Below are 21,093 nucleotides of genomic sequence, written 5' to 3'. Positions count from 1 at the left end.
AGCGCGAAGTGTCGGCAACCGACCCCGGTTCCGACACTTCGCGCTCACTCAGTGTGTGGAAGCAGCGGTACTGCGCCTGCTCGACCGGCCGCGTGGACGCCAGACCATGCGCACGTCCGGCGCGCCCTCCTCGTTGTCGCCGTCCGTGTGCTCGACGGGCACGAAACCGTGCCGCTCGTAGAACCGCAGCGCGTCGGTGTTGCTCTCGAACGCCCACAGCTGCAGCCCCTCGGGGAACCGTTGCTTGGCGACGTCCAGCAACCGGGTCCCGAGGCCGTGGCCGGTGTGGTCCGCCCTGAGGTAGAGGTGGCCCAGCACGTCCGGGGCGACCACGGCCAGGAACCCGACCAGCCGGCCGCCCGACTCGGCCACCCAGACCTCGAACTCGGCCAGCAGCACGTGCTCGACGAAGGGCAGGACGCTCTCGCGGGGGTGCACGATCATCGGGATGTGCGGCACCGACTCGCGGCGCGCCTCCCAGAAGAGCTCGGCAAGGTCCTTGGCGTCGGCAGGGGTGCCTCGACGCAGGCTGGCGCGGGCAGGCTGGGTACGGGTGCTCACCACCCCATTCTGCCGAGGGAGGACCACGGCGTACCGGGGCACCTGCGCCGTGCCCTGCATAGGATCGGGACATGAGCCACCCACCCGAGCCGCACACCGACTTCGCGAGCGTCCCGGACGGGTTCGAGCGGCTGTGGACCCCGCACCGCATGGCCTACATCTCCGGCGAGCGGCCCAGCGAGGACGCCGGCGACGGCTGCCCGTTCTGCGCGGCGCCCGGGCGCGGCGACGCGGAGGGGCTCGTCGTCCACCGCGGCGAGCACTGCTACGTCGTGATGAACCTGTTCCCCTACAACCCCGGACACGTCCTGGTGTGCCCCTACCGCCACGTCTCGCTCTACGTCGACCTCACCGACGAGGAGACCCTGGAGCTGGGTCGCCTCACCAAGGAGGCCATCGGCGCCCTCGACGCGACCTCCCAGCCCATGGGCTACAACATCGGCATGAACCAGGGCGCCGTCGCGGGCGCGGGCGTGCAGGCGCACCTGCACCAGCACGTCGTCCCGCGATGGGGCGGCGACATGAACTTCCTGCCCATCATCGGGCAGACGAAAGCTCTTCCGATGCTGCTGGAGAACGTCCGGAGCCGGCTGGCGGCGGCGTGGCCCTCCGCCGTCCCGGGAGGCGCGACCGGTTCCGCGACCGCAGCCGCTCCCACGGACGGGTAGCCCACCACGGCCCGATCCGCTCCAGCGGCAGGAAGCTGAGCAGGCACACGACCAGCGGCAGGAAGTGGATCTTGAGCATGAGGTAGGTGCTCAGGTGGAACCCGGCCCAGAAGGCGAGTCCCGCATACAGGGCCCGGCCGCGCAGCCAGAGCAGGACCGGCGAGCAGAACTCGGCGACCAGGACCACCCACTGCAGGGCGTGGGTGAGGGCCGGGTGCGAGCCGACCCAGGGGCCGATCCCGTTGGGACGCCTGGTGAGCGCCCAGATGAGGGTCGCCCCGTTCGCCCAGCCCCACCCGCCGAACCGCATCTTCGCGCTGGCCGAAAGCCAGTAGATGCAGACCGCGCCGACCTGCACCATGCGGACCGCCCAGCCGGCGGCCTGCGAACGCACGTCGACGTCGGCCACCCGTGCCCGGCCCGCGGTGGGCAGCACGAACAGCGCCAGGACGAGCGCGAAGTGGTCGTGGTCCACCTTGGAGTAGGCGAACGCGTTGCTGACCCAGTCGAGCATCCCCACGGCGCAGACCCAGCCGGCGAGGCGGGGCAGGCGACCGGTCGCGGCGACCAGCGCGCTGAGGACGATGACGCCGAGGAGCACGTGGACGTAGGTGTGCGACGGGGCCGGCAGGTGCAGGACGTCGCGCACCACGAGCCCGCGGTAGAGGCTGGGTGGCACGTCGCCGTGGGGGATCGGGTCGGTGACGATCCACAGGACGTCGAGCAGGACGAACGGGTAGATGACGTGCCGCAGCCAGGCGACCCGGGCCAGCGGGACCGCCGGGACGAGGAAGCGCTCGAGGGGGTTCACCGGCCGTCCTCCCCGCCCGGTATGCCGCTGGGGCGCGGCTCCAGGGGGTCGCGCACCTGCCAGGTGGCGAGGGTCGACGTGGTGGCGTTGCCCGTGGGGATGTTCGTCGAGGTGTTGCGCAGCCAGATGGTCCGGTAGGCAGCCTCGTGGGGGAGCCGTCGCCGGTGCAGGACCGCGATGTCCTGCAGCAGGGCCGGGTCCGCGATGATCCGCGGCGCCTGGCCCTCGATCTCGGAGCGCTCGATACCGATCATCTCCTTGGACAGCGGCACCCGGACCACCTCGCCGTCCACGGTGAGCGCGTCCATCGTGAGGGAGTTGATGACGCCGTCGTTGCGGACCGAGAACGCGTACTGCGACATCGGCCCGAACGGCCACCACTGGTCGTTGCCCACCCAGGTGCCGAGGCACACGGTCGTCACGACGGCGGCGGTGGTCGCGAGGCGCCACAGCACGGAGTAGGAGCCCAGCTCACCGGACCGCGGCTGGGGCAGGGCGCCCGACGAGGCCGGTGCGAGCGTGCCCGACGACCCTGCGCGACGCCCCCTCATGGCCGTCATGGTGCCACGCGGATGAGAGACTTCGGCCATGGACATGGCCAGGGACAGGGAACGAGGCCTGCTCATCTTCGACGGGGACTGCGGCTTCTGCACGACCAGCGCCCGGTTCGTCTCGCGCTGGGTCGACCGGCGCGACCGCTACGACGTGCGGCCGTGGCAGGAGCTCGACCTCGGCTCCCTCGGGGTGACCGAGGCCGAGTGCGTCGAGGCCGCCCAGTTCGTGCGCCGCGACGGGTCGGTCGTGGCGGGGCACCGCGCCATCGCCGCAGGGCTGACCCACGGGGCGCCAATGTGGCGGCCCCTGGGGCACCTGCTCACGGTGCCGGGCATCTCGCAGCTGGCCGCCCGCGTCTACGCCTGGGTCGCCGACCACCGCTACGCCCTTCCCGGCGGCACCGCGGCGTGCGCGCCCGGGATCCCCGCCCAGCCTCAGTAGGCTGCCCCCACCATGCTCAACAAGTACGCACGTGCCCTCTTCACGACCATCTTCACGCCGGTCGCCAGGCTGTTCCTCAAGCTGGGGATCAGTCCCGACGTCGTGACCATCGTCGGGACCCTCGGCGTGTGCTTCGGCGCCTTGGCGTTCTACCCGCGCCACGAGTTCTTCTGGGGCACGATCGTCATCACGCTCTTCGTGTTCTCCGACACCGTCGACGGCGTCATGGCCCGCATGTCCGGCCGGTCCGGCCGCTGGGGCGCCTACCTCGACTCCACCCTCGACCGGTTCGGCGACTCGGCCATCTTCGGCGGCCTCGTCCTCTGGTACGCCGGCCGCGGCGACGACTTCCTCATGGCCGGCCTCGCGCTCGCGTGCCTCATCCTCGGCAGCGTCGTGTCCTACGCCAAGGCGCGCGCGGAGGGGCTCGGCTTCTCCGCGGACGTCGGCATCGCCGAGCGCGCCGACCGCCTCGTCGCCGTCCTGGTGACCACGGGCCTGGTCGGCCTCGGCCTGCCCGAGGTGGTGCTGACGATCGTCCTGGCGCTCCTCGCCGTGGCGAGCCTGGTCACCGTGGTGCAGCGCATGCTCATGGTGCGCCGCCAGGCGCTCACCGCAGCCCAGTGAGCCGGCTCGGCGACCTGCTCGCCGTGAGCGGCTTCCGCCTCGGCTGGGCCACCGTACGGCGCCTGCCCGAGCGCGCCGCGTACGCCGCCTTCGACCGCGTCGCCGACCTCACCGTCGCCCGAGGGGGCAAGGGGGTGCAGCGCCTGCGGAGCAACTACGCGCGGGTGCGTCCCGAGCTGGACGACGCAGCCCTCGATGCGCTGGTGCGCGCCGGCATGCGGTCCTACATGCGCTACTACTGCGAGGCGTTCCGGCTGCCCGACCGCAGCCGGGCCGGCATCGAGGCCCAGGTCGTCGTGCACGGCGACGCCCCGGTGCGCGCCGAGCTCGCCGCGGGCCGTCCCGTCGTCTGCTTCCTCGGCCACCTCGGCAACTGGGACATCGCCGGTGCGTGGGGGACCAGGGCGATCGCGCCGGTCGTCACCGTCGCCGAGCGCCTGGAGCCGGAGGAGGTCTTCACCGAGTTCCTGGAGTTCCGGGAGTCGCTGGGCATGACGATCCTGCCGCTGACCGGAGGCGGTGACGTCTTCGCCCAGCTGCGCGGGCACCTGGCCGCGCCGGTGCTGATGCCCCTGCTCGCGGACCGCGACCTGACGGCCCGGGGGATCGAGGTCGACCTGTGCGGCCACCGCTCGAAGATGGCCGCCGGCCCCGCCGCCCTCGCGCTCGCCAGCGGGGTGGCGCTGCACCCGGTGTCCATCCACTACGAACCCGTACCCGGGTCCTGGCGGCACCGCGTCGTCATCACCTTCCACGACCGCGTCGAGGTGCCGGCGACCGGCACGACCCGCGCCAAGGCCGTGGCCATGACCCAGCAGTGCGCCGATGCCCTCGGGGCGGCCATCGTCGAGCACACCGCCGACTGGCACATGCTGCAGCGGGTGTTCCTCGAGGACCTCGCGCCGAGGTCGGCGGCGACCGAGGCCGCTGGGGCCGCTGGGGCCCCGGGGTCTGCTGGAGCCGCGTCGTGAGGATCGGGATCGTCTGCCCCTACTCCTTCGACGTGCCCGGGGGAGTGCAGTTCCACGTGCGCGACCTCGCCGAGCACTTCCTCGCCCAGGGACACCATGCGTCGGTGCTGGCGCCGGCCGACGACGACACCCCGCTGCCCGACTACGTCGAGTCGGTGGGCCGGGCCGTGCCCGTCCGCTACAACGGTTCCGTCGCCCGCCTCAACTTCGGGCCCGTCACCGCGGCTCGGGTCGGGCGTTGGCTCGAGCGTGGCGAGTTCGACGTGCTCCACATCCACGAGCCGGTGACCCCCTCGATCGCCCTGCTCGCCCTGTGGTCCGCCGACGGCCCGGTCGTCGCCACGTTCCACACCTCCAACCTGCGCTCGCGCGCCATGCAGGCCGCCTACCCGCTGCTGCGGCCCAGCCTCGAGAAGATCAGCGGCCGCATCGCCGTCTCCGAGGACGCGCGCCGCACGGTCACCACCCACCTCGGCGGTGACGCCGTCGTGATCCCCAACGGTGTCAACGTCGCCCGCTTCGCCGAGGCATCGCCCGAGCCGGCCTGGCAGGGCACGACCGACGCGCCGACCCTGGCCTTCCTCGGGCGCATCGACGAGCCCCGCAAGGGCCTCCCGGTGCTCGCGGCCGCGATGCCTGCGGTGCTGGCGCGGCACCCCGGGGCGCGCGTGCTCGTCGCCGGCCCCGGTGACGTCGAGGCTGCCCGCGAGCGGATGGATCCTGCGGTCGCCTCTGCCACCGAGTTCCTCGGCATGGTCAGCGACGAGGAGAAGGCGGCCCTGCTCTCGTCCGTCGACGCCTACGTCGCCCCGCACACCGGCGGCGAGAGCTTCGGCATCGTCCTCGTCGAGGCCATGAGTGCCGGAGCGCCCGTGGTCGCCTCCGACCTCGCGGCGTTCGTCCGGGTCCTCGACCGCGGCCGGTGCGGGGCGATGTTCACCAACGAGGACCCCGGAGACCTGTCGCGACAGCTGCTCCGCGTGCTCGGCGACCCCGGCGAGCGCGAGCGCCTGGCCGCACTCGGCAGCAAGCGCGCGATGGTGTTCGACTGGTCGGTCGTGGCCGAGGACGTCATGGCGGTCTACGAGACGGTCACGCACGGCATGGACGACGTGCGCACCGACCACACCGGCCACCTGCGGGCCGACCCGACCGACACGCGGTGGACGCGACTGCTGCGCGGTGCGCGGCGCGGAGGTGAGGACTGATGGAGCTCCTGACGTATGCCGCGGTCGTGGTGGCCGTGCTCCTCGGCGTGGCCTGGTACCTCTCCTACAACGCCGCCCGCCTCGACCGCCTGCACACCCGGGCCGAGGGTGCGTTGTCCGCGCTGGACGCCCAGCTGGTCCGCCGCGCGGAGGCGACCCTGGAGCTCGCCAACTCCGGTGCAGTCGATCCCGCCACCGCCCTGATGCTCGCGGGCGCGGCCTCGGACTCCCTCGAGGCCCACAACGAGCGCGCGCTCGAGGACGACCTGCTCGAGGGGCAGAGCTTCGGTGCCCGCGAGGGGCTGGAGAGCGACCTCACCGCCGCGCTGCAGGCGGCGCTGACGCCCGACGTGGTTGCCGAGATCAGGGCCGAGGACGCCGCGGGCGCGGCCGCCCTCCAGCGCGTCGAGGGAGCCGGGGTCCGGGTGCAGCTCGCCCGGCGCTTCCACAACGACGCCGTCACCGACGTACGCCGCGTGCGCCGCAAGGCGGTCGTGCGCCTCTTCCGGCTCGCCGGGCACGCCGACCTCCCGCGCACGGTCGAGTTCGACGACGAGCTGCCTCCCGCCGTCCGCGACTGACCCCGGCCACCGGTCCCAGCCGGGTCGCAGGGGCGGTCGGAGGCACGGGACGCACCAACTAGCATGGGATGCGAAGCGCGTCCCCTGCGCTGCGCCCTGAACAGAATCTGGAGCACGTCGTCATGTCCGCCGACACCACCACCCCCGCCAGCCAGCCCTCGTCGCAGCCCACCACCGGCACGTCCCGCGTCAAGCGCGGCATGGCCGAGATGCTCAAGGGCGGCGTCATCATGGACGTCGTCAACGCCGAGCAGGCCAAGATCGCCGAGGACGCCGGTGCCGTCGCCGTCATGGCGCTCGAGCGGGTCCCCGCCGACATCCGCGCCCAGGGCGGCGTCTCGCGCATGTCCGACCCCGACATGATCGACGGCATCATCGAGGCCGTCTCCATCCCGGTGATGGCCAAGGCCCGCATCGGCCACTTCGTCGAGGCGCAGGTGCTGCAGTCCCTCGGCGTCGACTACATCGACGAGTCCGAGGTCCTGACCCCCGCCGACTACGCCAACCACATCGACAAGTGGAACTTCACCGTCCCCTTCGTCTGTGGTGCGACCAACCTCGGCGAAGCCCTGCGCCGCATCACCGAGGGTGCGGCGATGATCCGCTCCAAGGGTGAGGCCGGCACCGGTGACGTCTCCAACGCCACCACCCACATGCGCCAGATCCGCCAGCAGATCCGCAAGCTCCAGAACCTCCCCGAGGACGAGCTCTTCGTCGCGGCGAAGGAGCTCCAGGCTCCCTACGAGCTCGTGACGGAGGTCGCCGAGGCCGGCAAGCTGCCCGTGGTGCTGTTCACCGCCGGCGGCATCGCCACCCCCGCCGACGCCGCGATGATGATGCAGCTCGGCGCCGAGGGCGTCTTCGTCGGCTCGGGCATCTTCAAGTCCGGCAACCCCGCCCAGCGGGCCGAGGCGATCGTCAAGGCCACCACGTTCTTCGACGACCCCGACGTGATCGCCAAGGTCTCGCGCGGCCTCGGTGAGGCCATGGTCGGCATCAACGTCGACGAGATCCCCGAGCCGCACCGACTCGCCGAGCGCGGCTGGTAGCCACCCGCTCCCGGCACTTCCGGCGCCCATTGCAACGAAGGGTGGGAAGCGGCTGCTCCAGCACCACCTGAGGCAGCCGGTTCCCACCCTTCGTCGTCGCCGTCGGGGCTTCAGCCCCTGTCGTCAGGGAGCGCCATGAAGAGCACGGGCAGGTGGTCGGCAGGAAGCCACCAGGGGCGGCCCTCGCCGACCACCTGCCACCCCGTCCTGCGGTAGAGCTCGACGGCGGCGGTCGTCTCCTGGACCACGTCGAGGACGGGGGTCCGGCCGGTGGCGCGGATCGCCTCGACCGCTGTCGCCAGCAGCGCACTGCCGACGCCCCGGCCGCGCGCGGTGTGGGCCACGAACAGCACCGAGACCGCTGCCAGCTCCTCGGCCCCGCGCCCCGTGCCCGCGGTCCAGAGGTCCGCCTCCATCCCCGTCCCGACCCCGCAGACCGACACGTGGCCGACGACCTCGGCGTCGAGGTCTGCCACCCAGGCCGCGTCCTCGCCGTCGCGGCGGATGAAGTCCTCGGCAGGGAACGGCAGGGGCCAGCGCTGGGGGTACCCGGAGTACGGCCGTTGCGCCGCGAGCACCTCGGCAAGAGCGGGGAGGTCGTCGGGGGTGCGGGCGCGGATGCGCGCGTCGGGCAGGGGCACGGTGACCAGCCTAGGTGGGCGCCCCCGTAGCATTCCGGCCGTGACGAATCCCTCCAGTCCGACCATCGGTGTCCTCGCCGTCCAGGGGGACGTGCGCGAGCACCTGTACGCCGTCGAGCAGGCCGGCGCGCGCAGCGCCACGGTCCGCCGCCCGCGCGAGCTGGAGGCGGTCGACGCGCTCATCATCCCCGGTGGCGAGTCGACGACGATGGACAAGCTCGTCCGCGCCTTCGACCTGTACCACCCGCTCCGGGAGCGCCTCGCGGCAGGCATGCCGGCCTACGGGTCGTGCGCGGGCATGATCATGCTCGCCGACCGCATCGCCGACGCCCGACCCGACCAGCAGACGCTCGGCGGTCTCGACATCACGGTGCGGCGCAACGCCTTCGGACGCCAGGTCGACTCCTTCGAGGAGGACCTCCACATCCGAGCCATCGGCGGGGCCCCGATGCGGGCCGTGTTCATCCGCGCCCCGTGGGTCGAGGAGGTCGGCGAGGGCGTGGAGGTCCTGGCCCGCGTCGAGGACGGCCCGGCCGCAGGTAGGATCGTCGCCGTTCGTCAGGGATCGGTGATGGCCACCTCCTTCCACCCGGAAGTGACCGGTGACCACCGGTTCCACCAGTTGTTCGTCGAGATCGTGAGAGGCAAGGCATGAGCGGCCACAGCAAATGGGCGACCACCAAGCACAAGAAGGCCGCCATCGACGCCAAGCGCGGCAAGCTCTTCGCCAAGCTGATCAAGAACATCGAGGTCGCGGCGCGCACGGGTGGCGGTGACCCCACGGGCAACCCGACGCTCTACGACGCCATCCAGAAGGCCAAGAAGTCCTCGGTCCCCAACAACAACATCGACAACGCGGTCAAGCGTGGCTCGGGCGCCACCGCCGGCGGCTCGGACTGGGAGACCATCACCTACGAGGGCTACGCGCCAGGTGGCGTGGCCGTCCTCATCGAGTGCCTGACCGACAACCGCAACCGCGCCGCGGCCGAGGTCCGGACCGCCCTGACCCGCAACGGCGGACAGCTCGCCGACCCGGGCTCGGTCTCCTACGTGTTCGACCGCAAGGGCGTCGTCGTGGTGCCCAAGGGTGACAAGACCGAGGACGACATCCTCGAGGTGGTGCTCGAGGCGGGGGCCGACGAGGTCAACGACCTCGGCGACTCCTTCGAGATCATCTCCGAGGCCACCGACTTCGTCGCCGTGCGCAAGGCGGTCCAGGACGCCGGCATCGACTACGACTCGGCCGAGGCCTCGTGGGTCCCCAACCTCCAGGTGCCGCTCGACGCCGACGGCGCCCGCAAGATGATCCGCGTCATCGAGGCCCTCGAGGACTCCGACGACGTTCAGGACGTCTTCGCCAACGGTGACATCAGCGACGAGGTTCTCGCCGAGCTCGACGAGGACGACGAGTAGACGACATCGAGCAGGCGGCACACCGAGTGGGCGGCGACCAGACCGGTCCGCTCGGTGCCACCAGCCGGACGCCCCGTCCTCCCCGCGTGTTGCTGCGGGGGAGCCGGGGCGTCGTCCGTGTAGCGTTCACCGAACAGGTGTTCGGATGACGAGACGGTGGAGCGGCAGCGCCCGCCAGGACGAGGGAGCAGCGCAGTGCGCGTACTCGGGGTCGACCCCGGACTGACCCGGTGCGGGCTGGGTGTGGTCGACAGCAGCCGCGGCCGCAGGCTCACCATGGTCGCGGTGGGGGTCGTCCGGACGCCGGGCGACCGCGACACGGGGGAGCGGCTCGTTTACCTCCAGGACCAGGTCGACGCCTGGCTCGACCGGTTCGATCCCGACGCCATCGCCCTCGAGCGCGTCTTCGCGGCCGACCACGTGCCCACCGTCATGACGACCGCCCAGGCGTCGGGCCTGGTGCTCCTGGCCGCCGCGCGCCGCGGCCTGCCGCTCGTCACGCACACGCCCAGCGAGGTCAAGGCCGCCGTCACCGGGCAGGGCCGCGCCGACAAGGCACAGGTCACCGCCATGGTCACCCGCATCCTCGAGCTCGAGGTCGCCCCCAGGCCCGCCGACGCCGCCGACGCCCTGGCCCTGGCCATCTGCCACCACTGGCGCGGCGGCGGCGACCAGCGCCTCGCCCTCGCCGCAGCCTCCGAGCGTGCCCGGCTCAAGGCCGTGGGCGCCCGGGCCCCCGGCGCCGTACCCGGCGGTGCCCCGTCCGCCCACCCGTCCGGGGCGGTGTCGCGGTGATCGCCTCGGTGCGTGGCGCGGTCCAGCACATCGGCCTCGACCGTGTCGTCGTCGAGGTCGGGCGAGTCGGCATGCTCCTGCACACGACCCCCGCGACGGCCTCGGCGCAGCACCTCGGTCGCGAGGCGACCCTGGCGACCACGCTCGTCGTGCGCGAGGACTCACTGACCCTCTACGGCTTCGCCTCCGACGAGGAGCGCGACATCTTCGAGCAGGTCCAGACCGTCACCGGGGTGGGGCCGCGGCTCGCCCTGGCCATGCTGTCCGTGCTGGCGCCCGACCGGCTGCGCGCCGCGGTGACCGGCGCCGACCTCGCCACCCTGACCAAGGTGCCGGGCATCGGCAAGAAGGGCGCCGAGCGCATCGTGCTCGAGCTGCGGGACAAGATCGGCGTGCCGTCCGGTGCCGCCGGCACGACCCCTGCCGCACCCGCCGCCGCGGGGCCGTCCTGGCGCGACCAGGTCACCGACGCCCTCACCGGGCTCGGCTACTCCGGCAAGCAGGCCGAGGACGCCGTCACGTCGGTCGCGGCCACGGCCCCGGCCGACGCCAACGTCTCCGAGATGCTGCGCGCCGCGCTGCGTGAGCTCGGGCGGTAGGAGTGTCCGGCGACGGCTTCAGCTCCGAGATGTACGAGGACTCCTCCCTCGACGCCACCGCCCGCATCGTCGACCCCTCGGGCGAAACCGACGAGCGCACGGTCGAGATGGCGCTGCGACCGCGCCGGCTGAGCGAGTTCTCGGGGCAGTCGAGGGTGCGTGACCAGCTGTCCCTCGTGCTCGAGGCGGCGCGCCGCCGAGGCACCCCGCCCGACCACGTCCTGCTCTCGGGGCCGCCCGGCCTCGGCAAGACGACCCTGGCGATGCTCATCGGCACCGAGCTCGAGCGCCCGATCCGCATCACCAGCGGCCCGGCGATCCAGCACGCCGGCGACCTCGCAGCGGTGCTCTCGTCCCTGACCGAGGGGGAGGTGCTCTTCCTCGACGAGATCCACCGGATGTCCCGCTCCGCCGAGGAGATGCTCTACCTCGCCATGGAGGACTTCCGCGTCGACGTCATCGTCGGCAAGGGCCCGGGGGCCACCGCGATCCCGCTCGAGCTCGCACCGTTCACCGTCGTCGGGGCGACCACGCGGGCGGGCCTGCTCCCCGCGCCGCTGCGCGACCGCTTCGGCTTCACCGGCCACCTCGACTTCTACGCCACCGACGACCTCGTGGCGATCCTGCACCGCTCCGCACGGCTGCTCGATGTCGCCGCCGACCCCGACGGAATCACCGAGATCGCCCGCCGGTCGCGGGGCACACCGCGCATCGCCAACCGCCTGCTGCGTCGGGTCCGCGACTGGGCGCAGGTGCACGGCCGCCACGTCGTGGACGAGGCCGCCGCCCACGCCGCCCTGGCCCTCTTCGACGTCGACGACCGCGGCCTCGACCGGCTCGACCGAGCCGTCCTCGACGCCCTGTGCCGCCGGTTCGGCGGGGGACCGGTCGGGCTGTCGACCCTCGCGGTGGCCGTCGGCGAGGAGGCCGACACCGTCGAGACGGTCGCCGAGCCGTTCCTCGTGCGCGAGGGCTTCATGGTGCGCACCCCGCGTGGCCGCGCCGCCAGCGCGCTGGCGTGGGAGCACCTGGGGCTGACGCCGCCGGCCGGCCTCGACCGCCAGCCGGCCCTGCCGCTGGACACCGGCGAGGGCCGCTTCGGCGCCTGAGGACCCGCCCGGGTGGCACCGCCCGCGAAATGGTCACAATTGGAACGCGGTTGCGGCAGGGCACGTTGGTCGGTATGCCGTGCGTCACCTACACTCGGGCGGTCACCCGGCTGGTGCCGGGGACCTGTGCGTGCCCGGTGATGCGGCTGCGCGCACCACCAGCCAACTGTGAAGGGATGCTCCATGTCGAGTGGCGGCTCACCGCTAGCCAGCCTGCTGATCTTCGCCCTGCCCGTGCTGCTGATCGTGTTCATGGTGTTCAGCCAGCGTCGACGGCAGCGCGAGGCGCAGTCCCTGCAGGCGGGTCTGACGGTCGGTGACGAGGTCTGCACGACCTCGGGCCTCTTCGGCCGGGTCACCTCGATCGAGGACCAGGTCGTCACCCTCGAGGTCGCCCCGGGTGTGGTGCTGCGCTTCGACCGCCGCGCGATCGGCCTCAAGACCCCGCAGTCCCCTTCCTCCACGACGGCGTCCGACCAGCCGTCCGGTCCCGTCAGCCCCGAGTAGAGGTCACCCCACGTGGCAACCAACCCGTACAACCGCAAGCCGCTGAAGGTCCTGGCGGGCCTCGCGGCCGTGAGCATCGCCCTCTACGGGCTGCTCTTCGCCGCCGTGACCTGGGGCGACGCCCAGTTCAAGCCGAAGCTCGGCCTGGACCTCGCCGGCGGCACCCAGCTCGTGCTGGCACCGCGCCTCGTGGGCAACGCCAAGGTCTCCAGCGACCAGCTCAACCAGGCGCGCGACATCATCGTCCAGCGCGTCGACGCCAACGGCGTCGCGGGTGCCGAGGTGACCACCAGCGGTGGCCGCAACATCGTGGTGAGCATGCCCGGTACGCCGCCGAAGGCCACCGAGGACGCCATCCGTCGCTCCTCGCAGATGCAGTTCCGGCCGGTCCTCGCAGCCGCGCCCGGCACCAACCAGCCGGTGCCGACCGGCACCTCGACCACGGGCGGGACCCCGACGGGTACGGCGACCGGTACCGCCACGGGCACCGCCACCAAGCCGGCCGTGCCGACCGCCACCGGCGCGACGACGACCAAGGCCGGCAGCGCCGTGCCGGGCGCGTTCGTCCGAGCGACGACGACCCCCGCCACCGGTGCGAGCACCACGCCTGCCCCGACGGCCACGACGGGCGCCGCGACCCCCACCACGCCGGCCGCGGGCAGCACCGCCGCGCCCAAGGACGCCAGCGACCTCGCCCAGATCACCCCTGCGCTCACCCAGGAGTTCCAGGCCCTCGACTGCGCCAAGGACGGCGTCCTCGACGGCATCGTCGACGACCCGGCCAAGCCGCTGGTCACCTGCTCCGACACCGGCGCCGAGAAGTACATCCTCGGCCCGGTCGAGGTCCGCGGTGACCAGATCAAGGACGCTGTCGCCGGCTACCAGCCGCTGTCCAACGGCCAGCCGTCCAACATCGTCGAGATCCGCCTGTCCTTCAACAGCAGCGGCACCAAGGCGTTCGGCAACGTCACCAAGCGCCTGGTCAACCTGGAGGACCCGCGCAACCGGTTCGCCGTGACGCTGGACTCGCAGGTGCTCACCGCACCGACCGCGCAGGCAGCCATCCTCGACGGCCAGGCCAGCATCACGGGCAGCTTCACCATCGAGAGCGCCCGCGACCTGGCCAACCAGCTCAAGTTCGGCGCCCTGCCGCTGTCGTTCGACCTGCAGACCCGTGACGAGATCAGCCCGACCCTCGGCAGCGAGCAGCTGCGCATGGGCCTGGTCGCCGGCGTCATCGGCTTCGCCCTGGTGTTCCTGTACTCCCTCGGGCAGTACCGCGCACTGGGCCTGGTGACCGTCGCCTCCATCGTCATCGCCGCCCTGCTGACCTACGTCGCCATCGCGCTGCTGGGCTGGGCGCAGAACTTCCGCCTCGACATGGCGGGCGTGACCGGCCTGATCGTGGCCATCGGTGTCACCGCCGACTCCTTCATCGTCTACTTCGAACGCATCCGCGACGAGGTCCGGGAAGGCCGTCCGCTGCGTGCTGCGGTCGACACCGGCTGGCGCCGCGCCCGGCGGACCATCCTGGCCGCCGACGGCGTCAACTTCCTCGCCGCGTTCGTGCTCTACCTGCTGGCCTCGTCCAACGTGCGCGGCTTCGCGTTCACGCTCGGGCTGACCACGCTCATCGACCTCCTGGTCGTGGTGCTGTTCACCCACCCGGTCGTGGCGATCCTGTCGAGCACCAAGTTCTTCGGCGGCGGCCACCGCTGGTCCGGCCTGGACCCCCAGCGCCTCGGGGCCAAGACGAACAGGGCCCGGTATGCCGGGCGCGGACGGGTCGCGATGCCTGCGACCGCCTCCGCCACGAGCGACGGGAGCGCGCTGTGATCAACTTCGCCGCACTGGGCAACGACCTCTACACCGGCAAGCGCTCGATCGACTTCGTCGGCCGCTACAAGCGCTGGTACGTCCTGTCGGGCATCTTCGTCCTGCTCGCGACGCTGGGCCTGGTCTTCCAGGGCCTCAACCTCAGCCTGGAGTTCTCGGGCGGCTCGGAGTTCCGGGTCTCGAAGGTGACGATCGGCGACACCTACGAGCAGAAGGCCAAGGACGCCGTGACCTCGGTCGCCCCGGCCGCTGCCCCTGAGGTGACGACCATCGGCTCCGGCACGGTCCGCGTGCAGACCGAGAAGCTGAGCGACGCCAAGATCCGCGACGTGCAGTCGTCGCTGGCCAGGGCCTTCGACACGACCGCCGGTGACGTCTCCGCGTCGTTCGTCGGTCCGTCGTGGGGTGCCTCGGTCAGCCAGAAGGCGCTGCAGGCCCTTGCCGTGTTCCTCGCGCTGGTCGCGGCGGTGATGGCGATCTACTTCCGCACCTGGAAGATGGCTGTCGCAGGCCTCGCCGCCCTCGTCCACGACCTGTTCATCACGGTCGGCATCTACGCGCTTGCCGGCTTCGAGGTGTCGCCGGCGACGATGATCGGCTTCCTGACGATCCTCGGCTACTCGCTCTACGACACCGTCGTGGTGTTCGACAAGGTGCGCGAGAACACGGGCGAGGCGCGCGGCAACGGACGCATGTCCTACGCCCAGGCGGCCAACCTGGCCGTCAACCAGACTCTGGTGCGCTCCATCAACACCACCGTCGTGGCCCTGCTCCCGATCGCGTCGATCCTGGTCATCGGGTTCCTGTTCCTGGGCCCGGGCACCCTGCTCGACCTCGCGCTGGCGCTGTTCGTCGGTATCGCGGTGGGTGCCTACTCCTCGATCTTCATCGCGACGCCGCTGCTCGTGCACATGCGCGGCAAGGAGCCGGAGATGGTGGAGCTCGCCAAGAAGGCGCAGCGCTACCAGGCCCGGCACGGCGGCCAGGTGCTGGCCTCGGACGTCGCCCCCATCGAGCACGGGCGCGACGACGAGCCGTCCGAGACCGGTTCGCTGGAGTCGGCCGGGGTCGGTGCGACCGCGCCGAGCATCGCCCGGGGCACGCACAAGTACGCCACGTCAGGACCGCGCAACCAGCCGCGCCGGCCCCCGAAGTCGCGGCGCTGACATGACCCAGGCCGTGCCCGAGTCGCTGCCCGGCCCGCTCGTCGAGCTCCTCGAGAGCCGGCTGCGCGACATCCCGGACTTCCCGAGCCCGGGTGTGGTGTTCAAGGACGTCACCCCGCTGCTCGCCGACGGCAAGGCCTTCGGCGCGGTCGTCGCCGACATGGCCGACCGTCGGCGGGGGAGCATCGACCTGGTCGTCGGCATCGAGGCGCGGGGCTTCATCTTCGGGGCGGCGCTGGCCCAGCACCTGGGCATCGGCTTCGTGCCGGTGCGCAAGGCGGGCAAGCTCCCCGGGCGCACCCGCGGTGTCTCCTACGACCTGGAGTACGGCAGCGCGACCATCGAGATCCACGAGGACTCCTTCGTCGGCGGCGAGCGGGTCCTGGTCGTCGACGACGTCCTGGCCACCGGCGGCACGGCCGAGGCGGCGTGCCGCCTGCTCGAGGACGGAGGCGCCGAGGTGGTCGCCTTCGAGGCCCCGATCGAGCTCGAGTTCCTCCACGGTCGCGACCGCCTGAAGGGGCGCGACGTGCACACCACGCTGGTCGTCCGGGGCGGCTGATCCGGGGCCCCCGGATCACGTAGGCTCAGTCCATGAGCGAGGACGTCGTCACCGGCACGGTGGGGCAGAGCACGTCCTCCTCCAACCGGGTCCGCGCGCGCCTCGCCCGGTTCGGCAGCCGCGGGGCGCCGACCAACCCGGTGCTCGAACCGCTCCTACAGACGGTGCGTGCCACCCATCCCAAGGCCGACCTCACCGTCATCGAGCGGGCCTACGTCGTCGCCGAGGAGGCCCACCGGGGCCAGAAGCGCAAGTCCGGCGACGCCTACATCACCCACCCGCTGGCCGTCACCACGATCCTCGCCGAGCTCGGCATGACCCCGGCGACGCTGGCGGCGGCGCTGCTGCACGACACCGTCGAGGACACCTCCTACAGCCTCACCCAGCTGGAGAAGGACTTCGGCCGTGAGGTCGCGATGCTCGTCGACGGCGTCACCAAGCTCGACAAGGTGACCTACGGCGACGCCGCCCAGGCCGAGACCGTGCGCAAGATGGTCGTGGCCATGGCCCGCGACATCCGCGTCCTGGTGATCAAGCTCGCCGACCGGCTCCACAACGCCCGCACCTGGCGCTACGTCTCCGTCGAGTCGGCCCAGCGCAAGGCCCGCGAGACCCTCGAGATCTACGCACCGCTGGCCCACCGGCTCGGCATGAACACCATCAAGTGGGAGCTGGAGGACCTGTCCTTCGCGACCCTCTACCCCAAGGTGTACGACGAGATCGTCCGGCTCGTGGCCGAGCGGGCGCCGGCGCGTGAGGAGTTCCTCTCGGGTGTCCGCGAGCAGGTGAGCGAGGACCTCAAGGCCGCGAAGATCAAGGCGACGGTCACCGGCCGCCCCAAGCACTACTACTCCGTCTACCAGAAGATGATCGTGCGCGGTCGCGACTTCGAGGACATCTACGACCTCGTCGCGGTGCGGGTCCTCGTCGACTCGGTGCGCGACTGCTACGCGGCGCTCGGTGCGCTGCACGCGCGGTGGAACCCCCTGCCCGGGCGGTTCAAGGACTACATCGCGATGCCGAAGTTCAACATGTACCAGTCGCTGCACACGACGGTCATCGGGCCCGAGGGCAAGGCCGTCGAGATCCAGATCCGCACGCACACCATGCACCGCCGGGCCGAGTACGGCGTCGCCGCCCACTGGAAGTACAAGGAGGACGGGACCGCCCCCGCCTCCGGTGCCAAGGACGGCGAGACCGGCCCCATCAACGACATGGCGTGGCTGCGCCAGCTGCTCGACTGGCAGAAGGAGACCGCCGACCCGGGCGAGTTCCTCGACTCGCTGCGGTTCGAGATCAACGCCCGCGAGGTCTACGTCTTCACGCCCAAGGGCGAGGTCGTGGCGCTGCCTGCCGGGGCGACCCCCGTCGACTTCGCCTACGCCGTGCACACCGAGGTCGGCCACCACTGCATCGGCGGGCGCGTCAACGGCCGGCTCGTGCCGCTGGAGTCGACCCTCGAGAACGGCGACGTCGTCGAGGTGCTCACCTCCAAGGCCGACGGCGCCGGTCCCTCACGCGACTGGCTGACCTTCGTCAAGTCACCGCGGGCCCGCAACAAGATCAAGCAGTGGTTCTCCAAGGAACGCCGCGAGGAGGCCATCGAGACCGGCAAGGACGCCATCGCCAAGGCGATGCGCAAGGAGGGCCTGCCGCTGCAGCGCCTCCTCACCGTCGAGACCCTCACCGGGCTCGCGTCCGAGCTGCGCTACCAGGACATCGACGCCCTGTATGCCGCCGTCGGCGAGGGCCACGTGTCGGCCCAGCACGTCGTGGGCCGGCTCGTGGTCTCCCTCGGCGGCGAGGAGGGCGCCTCCGAGGACCTCGCCGAGGCCACCACACCGACGCGGTCCATGCGCCGGCGCTCGGGCGACCCGGGCGTGGTGGTCGTCGGGACGGCAGACGTGTGGGTCAAGCTCGCCCGCTGCTGCACCCCGGTCCCGGGTGACCCCATCATGGGGTTCATCACCCGCGGCAACGGCGTCTCGGTGCACCGCACCGACTGCACCAATGCGGAGTCCCTTCTCTCGCAACCGGATCGGATGATCGAGGTGGAATGGGCGCCGTCGTCGGCGTCGGTGTTCCTCGTGCAGCTGCAGGTCGAGGCGCTCGACCGCAACCGGCTGCTCTCGGACGTCACGCGGGTGCTGTCCGACCAGCACGTCAACATCCTGTCGGCGTCGGTGCAGACGTCACGCGACCGGGTGGCGATCAGCAAGTTCACGTTCGAGATGGGGGACCCGAGCCACCTCGAGCACGTGATGAAGGCGGTGCGCAAGATCGACGGCGTCTTCGACGTCTACCGCATCACGGGGACCAAGACGTCTGCCAAGGGGTGACGGCCCCCCGGGTCATTCTCCTGGGTTGTCCTCCGTCCCGAAGGCGTCTGCGTCTCGCCGTCGGGCGGTGGCGTGGCCCTTGGGCCTGTCCATCCGCACTCCGCTTCGCTCCGCGCTCCCGCCAGGCCCGCCACGGCCCTGCGGGCCACGCCGCCGCCCTCCTTCAGTGCTGCTGGGCCCAGTTGAGCAAGGCCCCTGCGGTCGCCACCAAGGCTCCGGCTGCTCGCACCTTGTCTGCGAGCAGGAGGCGGTGGATGGCCTGTGGGGTCTTGCCGTCGCGGCCCAGGTGGGCGTGGGTGGGGGCTGCCACGAAGGCGGTCGTCGCGAAGGTGACGGTGGTCCCGAGCAGCGCGAGGAGCAGGCCTGGGGTCATCGGGGTGGTGAGCAGGACCCAGGTCCCGGTCGCCAGCAGGGCGCCGTACGTCGCCACGACGAGCGGGACGATGGCTCGGGAGTGGGCGTCGTGGGCTGGTGACCAGGCGTCTGCGGGGACGCGGGACAGGGCGGGGTACACCAGCACGGTCACGGTGAGCTGGAAGCCGAGGTGCAGGGTGGCGGCCGCGAGCAGCGCGGTCGCGGCGGGGTCGGCCACCGTCAGCCGCGCAGGTCGGGCTGCATCAGCTCGGCGACCTGGTGGGCCGCGGGAGACAGCTCGGTACGCAGGCCCTCGACCACGCCGGCGCGGTCCTGCTCGGACCGGTTCTGGCTCAGCTTGGCCTTGCCCTCGACCCGCTCCACCACGAGCTCGACGCCGACGATCCCGCGCAGCTGCCCGTCGACGTACGCGTCGGGTGCATCCGTGACCGCCCACGGGTGTTCGCGAGCGCCCTCGTGGGCGTCGGTGAGGGCGGTGACCAGGTCACGCAGCCAGTCGACGTCGTCGTGCACCCGCACCCGGCCGGTCAGGTGGACGGTCGTGTAGTTCCAGGTCGGCACGACGCGGCCGTGCTCCGGCTTGGACGCGTACCAGGAGAGCGACACGTAGGCCTGCGGGCCACCGACGACCAGCAGGCCGGGGGAGCCCGCCGTGATGGACCGCCAGTGCTGGTTCGCCCGCGCGAAGTGTGCCCTGACGGTGTCGCCGGTCCAGAGCACCGGGAGCCGGGTCGCCGCCGGGTACCCGTCGGGACCGACGGTCACCAGCTCGCCGGCACCGGCCTCCGCGACCATCCGGCGGACGGCGTCCTCGTCGTCCACCCGGTTGAAGGCCGGTGCGTACACGGGTGACCGGTCAGCCGCTGAACTCGTCGAGGTTGCCGCGAGCCTGGGCGAGCCACTGCTCCTGCGCCTCGAGCTTGTTCCGCGCGTCCTTGAGCTTCTTGTCGTTGCCGGAGGCCTCGGCCTTCTCGACGTCGGCACGCAGGGACGCGACCGAGGACTCGAGCTGGTCGACCATGCTCTGGGCGCGCGCGGCCACCTCGGGGTTGGTCTTGTGCCAGCGCTTCTCGTCGGCGTCACGGACGGCCTGCTCGATGCGGCGCATGGCCTTCTCCATGCGGTCGACGTCGCCTCGCGGGACCTTGCCGGCGGCCTCCCAGCGGTCCTGGATGCCGCGCAGCGACGCCTTGGCTGCGTCGAGGTCGGTGACGGGCAGGATCGCCTCGGCCTCCTTGAGGATCTCCTCCTTGACGGCGAGGTTGCCGCGGAACTCCTCGTCCTCCTTGGCCGCCTCGGCGTCCTTGGCGGTGAAGAAGGCGTCCTGGGCGGCCTTGAACCGCTCCCACAGCGCGTCGTCGTCCGATCGCGAGGCCCGCCCGGCCTGGCGCCACCGGTCCATCAGCCGCTTGAAGGCGCCGGCGGTGGCGCCCCAGTCGATGCTGGTGGCCAGGGCCTCGGCCTCGGTGACGAGCGCCTGCTTGGCGGCCTTCGCCTCGCCCTGCGTGGTCTCGAGCTGGGCGAAGTGGACCCGGCGGGCCTTGTCGAAGGAGTTGCGGGCCTGGCTGAACCGCTGCCACAGGGCGCCCTCGGTCTCGCGGTCGAGGCGGGCGCCACTGCGCTGGTGCTTCTTCCACTCCTCGAGCAGCTCACGCATCCGGGCGCCGCTGGTCTTCCACTGGATCTTGTTCTCGGGCTGGCCGGCGATCTTCTCGGCCTCCGCGACGATCGCCTCGCGCTCGGTGGCGGCAGCGGCGCGCGCGGCGCTGCGCTCGGCGTTCTCCGTCTTCTTGCGCTCCTCGACCGCCGTCGCGATGTCGGCGATCTTGGCCTCGAGGGCGGCGAGGTCGCCGACGACGTTGGCCTCGGCAGCGTGTTCACGCACCTTCGCCAGCCCCTCGGCGGCGTCCTTGGCGGACAGGTCCGTGGTGGTCAGGCGCTGGTGCAGCAGGTCCGCGGAGGCGAACAGCTCGTCGTACTTGCGGGCGAAGTAGTGCAGTGCCTCGTCGGGCGTGGCGCCCGGGTAGGCGCCGACCTCGCGCTCCTCGTCGCCGACCTTGACGAAGACGGTGCCGTCGTCGGCCACCCGTCCGAAGGACTCGGCCGGCGGGCCGCTCGGCGGCGCCGCGGTCAGGGTGGGAAGCGGGTGGGCGACCTTGCGCACCGCCGCGGGGGACGGGACCGGCGCAGGCTTGGGCACCGGTCGCGGCCGCGGGCTGGGCGTCGGCGCAGCCGCGGGCGCCGCCTCCTCGACCGCGGGCGCTGCCTCAGCCGCGGGG

General features: G+C 72.0%; 23 protein-coding genes. 17 read left to right on the top strand and 6 right to left on the bottom strand.

Features of this window, described 5'->3' with window-relative positions; translation table 11 throughout:
- Positions 1 to 48: 48 nt before the first annotated feature.
- On the bottom strand, positions 49 to 561 hold the full coding sequence (locus tag AB4Z02_RS04345) for a GNAT family N-acetyltransferase (protein WP_441969580.1): 513 nt from the start codon (positions 559 to 561) through the stop codon (positions 49 to 51).
- 71 nt (positions 562 to 632) lie between these two features.
- Here AB4Z02_RS04345 and AB4Z02_RS04340 point away from each other — a divergent pair, with 71 nt between their 5' ends.
- Positions 633 to 1,229 (top strand): HIT family protein, encoded by a 597-nt coding sequence (locus AB4Z02_RS04340; protein ID WP_441969578.1) that lies wholly within the window; start codon positions 633 to 635, stop codon positions 1,227 to 1,229.
- Between the two features lie 807 nt (positions 1,230 to 2,036).
- Here AB4Z02_RS04340 and AB4Z02_RS04335 read toward each other — a convergent pair.
- Entirely contained in the window at positions 2,037 to 2,591 is a 555-nt protein-coding gene (locus AB4Z02_RS04335; protein WP_441969576.1) for a hypothetical protein, read from the bottom strand.
- 37 nt (positions 2,592 to 2,628) lie between these two features.
- Here AB4Z02_RS04335 and AB4Z02_RS04330 point away from each other — a divergent pair, with 37 nt between their 5' ends.
- From AB4Z02_RS04330 to pdxS, 6 genes are all read left to right on the top strand, one after another.
- Positions 2,629 to 3,036 carry a thiol-disulfide oxidoreductase DCC family protein gene (locus tag AB4Z02_RS04330; RefSeq protein ID WP_441969574.1) on the top strand — a complete coding sequence of 136 codons (408 nt, stop codon included), beginning with the start codon at positions 2,629 to 2,631 and terminating at the stop codon, positions 3,034 to 3,036.
- Between the two features lie 12 nt (positions 3,037 to 3,048).
- Positions 3,049 to 3,663: a phosphatidylinositol phosphate synthase gene (gene pgsA / locus AB4Z02_RS04325; RefSeq protein ID WP_056885053.1), complete on the top strand. Its 615-nt coding sequence runs from the start codon at positions 3,049 to 3,051 to the stop codon at positions 3,661 to 3,663.
- Entirely contained in the window at positions 3,660 to 4,634 is a 975-nt protein-coding gene (locus tag AB4Z02_RS04320) for a phosphatidylinositol mannoside acyltransferase (protein ID WP_441969571.1), read from the top strand. The genes pgsA and AB4Z02_RS04320 overlap by 4 nt, the downstream gene beginning before the upstream one ends.
- Positions 4,631 to 5,842: a glycosyltransferase family 4 protein gene (locus AB4Z02_RS04315; RefSeq protein WP_441969569.1), complete on the top strand. Its 1,212-nt coding sequence runs from the start codon at positions 4,631 to 4,633 to the stop codon at positions 5,840 to 5,842. The genes AB4Z02_RS04320 and AB4Z02_RS04315 overlap by 4 nt, the downstream gene beginning before the upstream one ends.
- On the top strand, positions 5,842 to 6,423 hold the full coding sequence (locus AB4Z02_RS04310; protein WP_441969567.1) for a hypothetical protein: 582 nt from the start codon (positions 5,842 to 5,844) through the stop codon (positions 6,421 to 6,423). The genes AB4Z02_RS04315 and AB4Z02_RS04310 overlap by 1 nt, the downstream gene beginning before the upstream one ends.
- Positions 6,424 to 6,545: 122 nt before the next feature.
- Positions 6,546 to 7,472: a pyridoxal 5'-phosphate synthase lyase subunit PdxS gene (gene pdxS, locus AB4Z02_RS04305; protein ID WP_441969565.1), complete on the top strand. Its 927-nt coding sequence runs from the start codon at positions 6,546 to 6,548 to the stop codon at positions 7,470 to 7,472.
- A gap of 110 nt (positions 7,473 to 7,582) precedes the next feature.
- On the opposite strand, the gene AB4Z02_RS04300 is transcribed toward pdxS, so the two are convergent.
- Positions 7,583 to 8,113 carry a GNAT family N-acetyltransferase gene (locus tag AB4Z02_RS04300; protein ID WP_441969563.1) on the bottom strand — a complete coding sequence of 177 codons (531 nt, stop codon included), beginning with the start codon at positions 8,111 to 8,113 and terminating at the stop codon, positions 7,583 to 7,585.
- 31 nt (positions 8,114 to 8,144) lie between these two features.
- Between AB4Z02_RS04300 and pdxT the strand changes: the two genes are divergently transcribed.
- The 10 genes from pdxT to AB4Z02_RS04250 all read left to right on the top strand — a co-directional run bounded on the left by pdxT (position 8,145) and on the right by AB4Z02_RS04250 (position 18,439).
- Positions 8,145 to 8,768: a pyridoxal 5'-phosphate synthase glutaminase subunit PdxT gene (pdxT, locus tag AB4Z02_RS04295; protein WP_441969735.1), complete on the top strand. Its 624-nt coding sequence runs from the start codon at positions 8,145 to 8,147 to the stop codon at positions 8,766 to 8,768.
- Entirely contained in the window at positions 8,765 to 9,526 is a 762-nt protein-coding gene (locus tag AB4Z02_RS04290) for a YebC/PmpR family DNA-binding transcriptional regulator (protein ID WP_056885059.1), read from the top strand. The genes pdxT and AB4Z02_RS04290 overlap by 4 nt, the downstream gene beginning before the upstream one ends.
- Positions 9,527 to 9,721: 195 nt before the next feature.
- Positions 9,722 to 10,321, top strand: coding sequence for a crossover junction endodeoxyribonuclease RuvC (ruvC, locus tag AB4Z02_RS04285; protein WP_441969561.1), 600 nt, complete (start codon positions 9,722 to 9,724; stop codon positions 10,319 to 10,321).
- Positions 10,318 to 10,920, top strand: a complete 603-nt coding sequence (gene ruvA, locus AB4Z02_RS04280; RefSeq protein WP_441969559.1) for a Holliday junction branch migration protein RuvA — start codon at positions 10,318 to 10,320, stop codon at positions 10,918 to 10,920. Before ruvC ends, ruvA begins: the two co-directional genes overlap by 4 nt.
- A 29-nt stretch (positions 10,921 to 10,949) precedes the next feature.
- Entirely contained in the window at positions 10,950 to 12,029 is a 1,080-nt protein-coding gene (ruvB, locus tag AB4Z02_RS04275) for a Holliday junction branch migration DNA helicase RuvB (RefSeq protein WP_056885338.1), read from the top strand.
- A 183-nt stretch (positions 12,030 to 12,212) separates the two neighbouring features.
- Complete coding sequence (yajC, locus tag AB4Z02_RS04270) at positions 12,213 to 12,536, top strand: preprotein translocase subunit YajC (RefSeq protein WP_056885062.1); 324 nt, start codon at positions 12,213 to 12,215, stop codon at positions 12,534 to 12,536.
- Positions 12,537 to 12,548: 12 nt separating this feature from the next.
- Positions 12,549 to 14,372 carry a protein translocase subunit SecD gene (gene secD / locus AB4Z02_RS04265; protein ID WP_441969556.1) on the top strand — a complete coding sequence of 608 codons (1,824 nt, stop codon included), beginning with the start codon at positions 12,549 to 12,551 and terminating at the stop codon, positions 14,370 to 14,372.
- The gene (gene secF / locus AB4Z02_RS04260) at positions 14,369 to 15,538 is read left to right on the top strand and encodes a protein translocase subunit SecF (RefSeq protein ID WP_082590968.1); all 1,170 of its coding nucleotides are present in this window, start codon (positions 14,369 to 14,371) and stop codon (positions 15,536 to 15,538) included. The genes secD and secF overlap by 4 nt, the downstream gene beginning before the upstream one ends.
- 1 nt (position 15,539) lies before the next feature.
- The gene (locus tag AB4Z02_RS04255) at positions 15,540 to 16,100 is read left to right on the top strand and encodes an adenine phosphoribosyltransferase (RefSeq protein WP_056885064.1); all 561 of its coding nucleotides are present in this window, start codon (positions 15,540 to 15,542) and stop codon (positions 16,098 to 16,100) included.
- A 32-nt stretch (positions 16,101 to 16,132) separates the two neighbouring features.
- Complete coding sequence (locus AB4Z02_RS04250; RefSeq protein WP_441969554.1) at positions 16,133 to 18,439, top strand: RelA/SpoT family protein; 2,307 nt, start codon at positions 16,133 to 16,135, stop codon at positions 18,437 to 18,439.
- Positions 18,440 to 18,602: 163 nt separating this feature from the next.
- On the opposite strand, the gene AB4Z02_RS04245 is transcribed toward AB4Z02_RS04250, so the two are convergent.
- From AB4Z02_RS04245 to AB4Z02_RS04235, 3 genes are all read right to left on the bottom strand, one after another.
- Positions 18,603 to 19,031, bottom strand: coding sequence for a hypothetical protein (locus tag AB4Z02_RS04245; protein ID WP_441969552.1), 429 nt, complete (start codon positions 19,029 to 19,031; stop codon positions 18,603 to 18,605).
- A gap of 2 nt (positions 19,032 to 19,033) precedes the next feature.
- On the bottom strand, positions 19,034 to 19,660 hold the full coding sequence (locus tag AB4Z02_RS04240) for an FMN-binding negative transcriptional regulator (RefSeq protein ID WP_441969550.1): 627 nt from the start codon (positions 19,658 to 19,660) through the stop codon (positions 19,034 to 19,036).
- Between the two features lie 10 nt (positions 19,661 to 19,670).
- The coding region (locus AB4Z02_RS04235) for a DUF349 domain-containing protein (RefSeq protein WP_441969548.1) at positions 19,671 to 21,093 on the bottom strand (1,423 nt) is incomplete at its 5' end.

It is taken from the genome of Pedococcus sp. 2YAF34, from assembly GCF_052114585.1.
In the GTDB taxonomy this organism is placed as follows: Bacteria; Actinomycetota; Actinomycetes; order Actinomycetales; family Dermatophilaceae; genus Pedococcus.
This window is presented reverse-complemented; position numbering and strand designations above follow the sequence as displayed.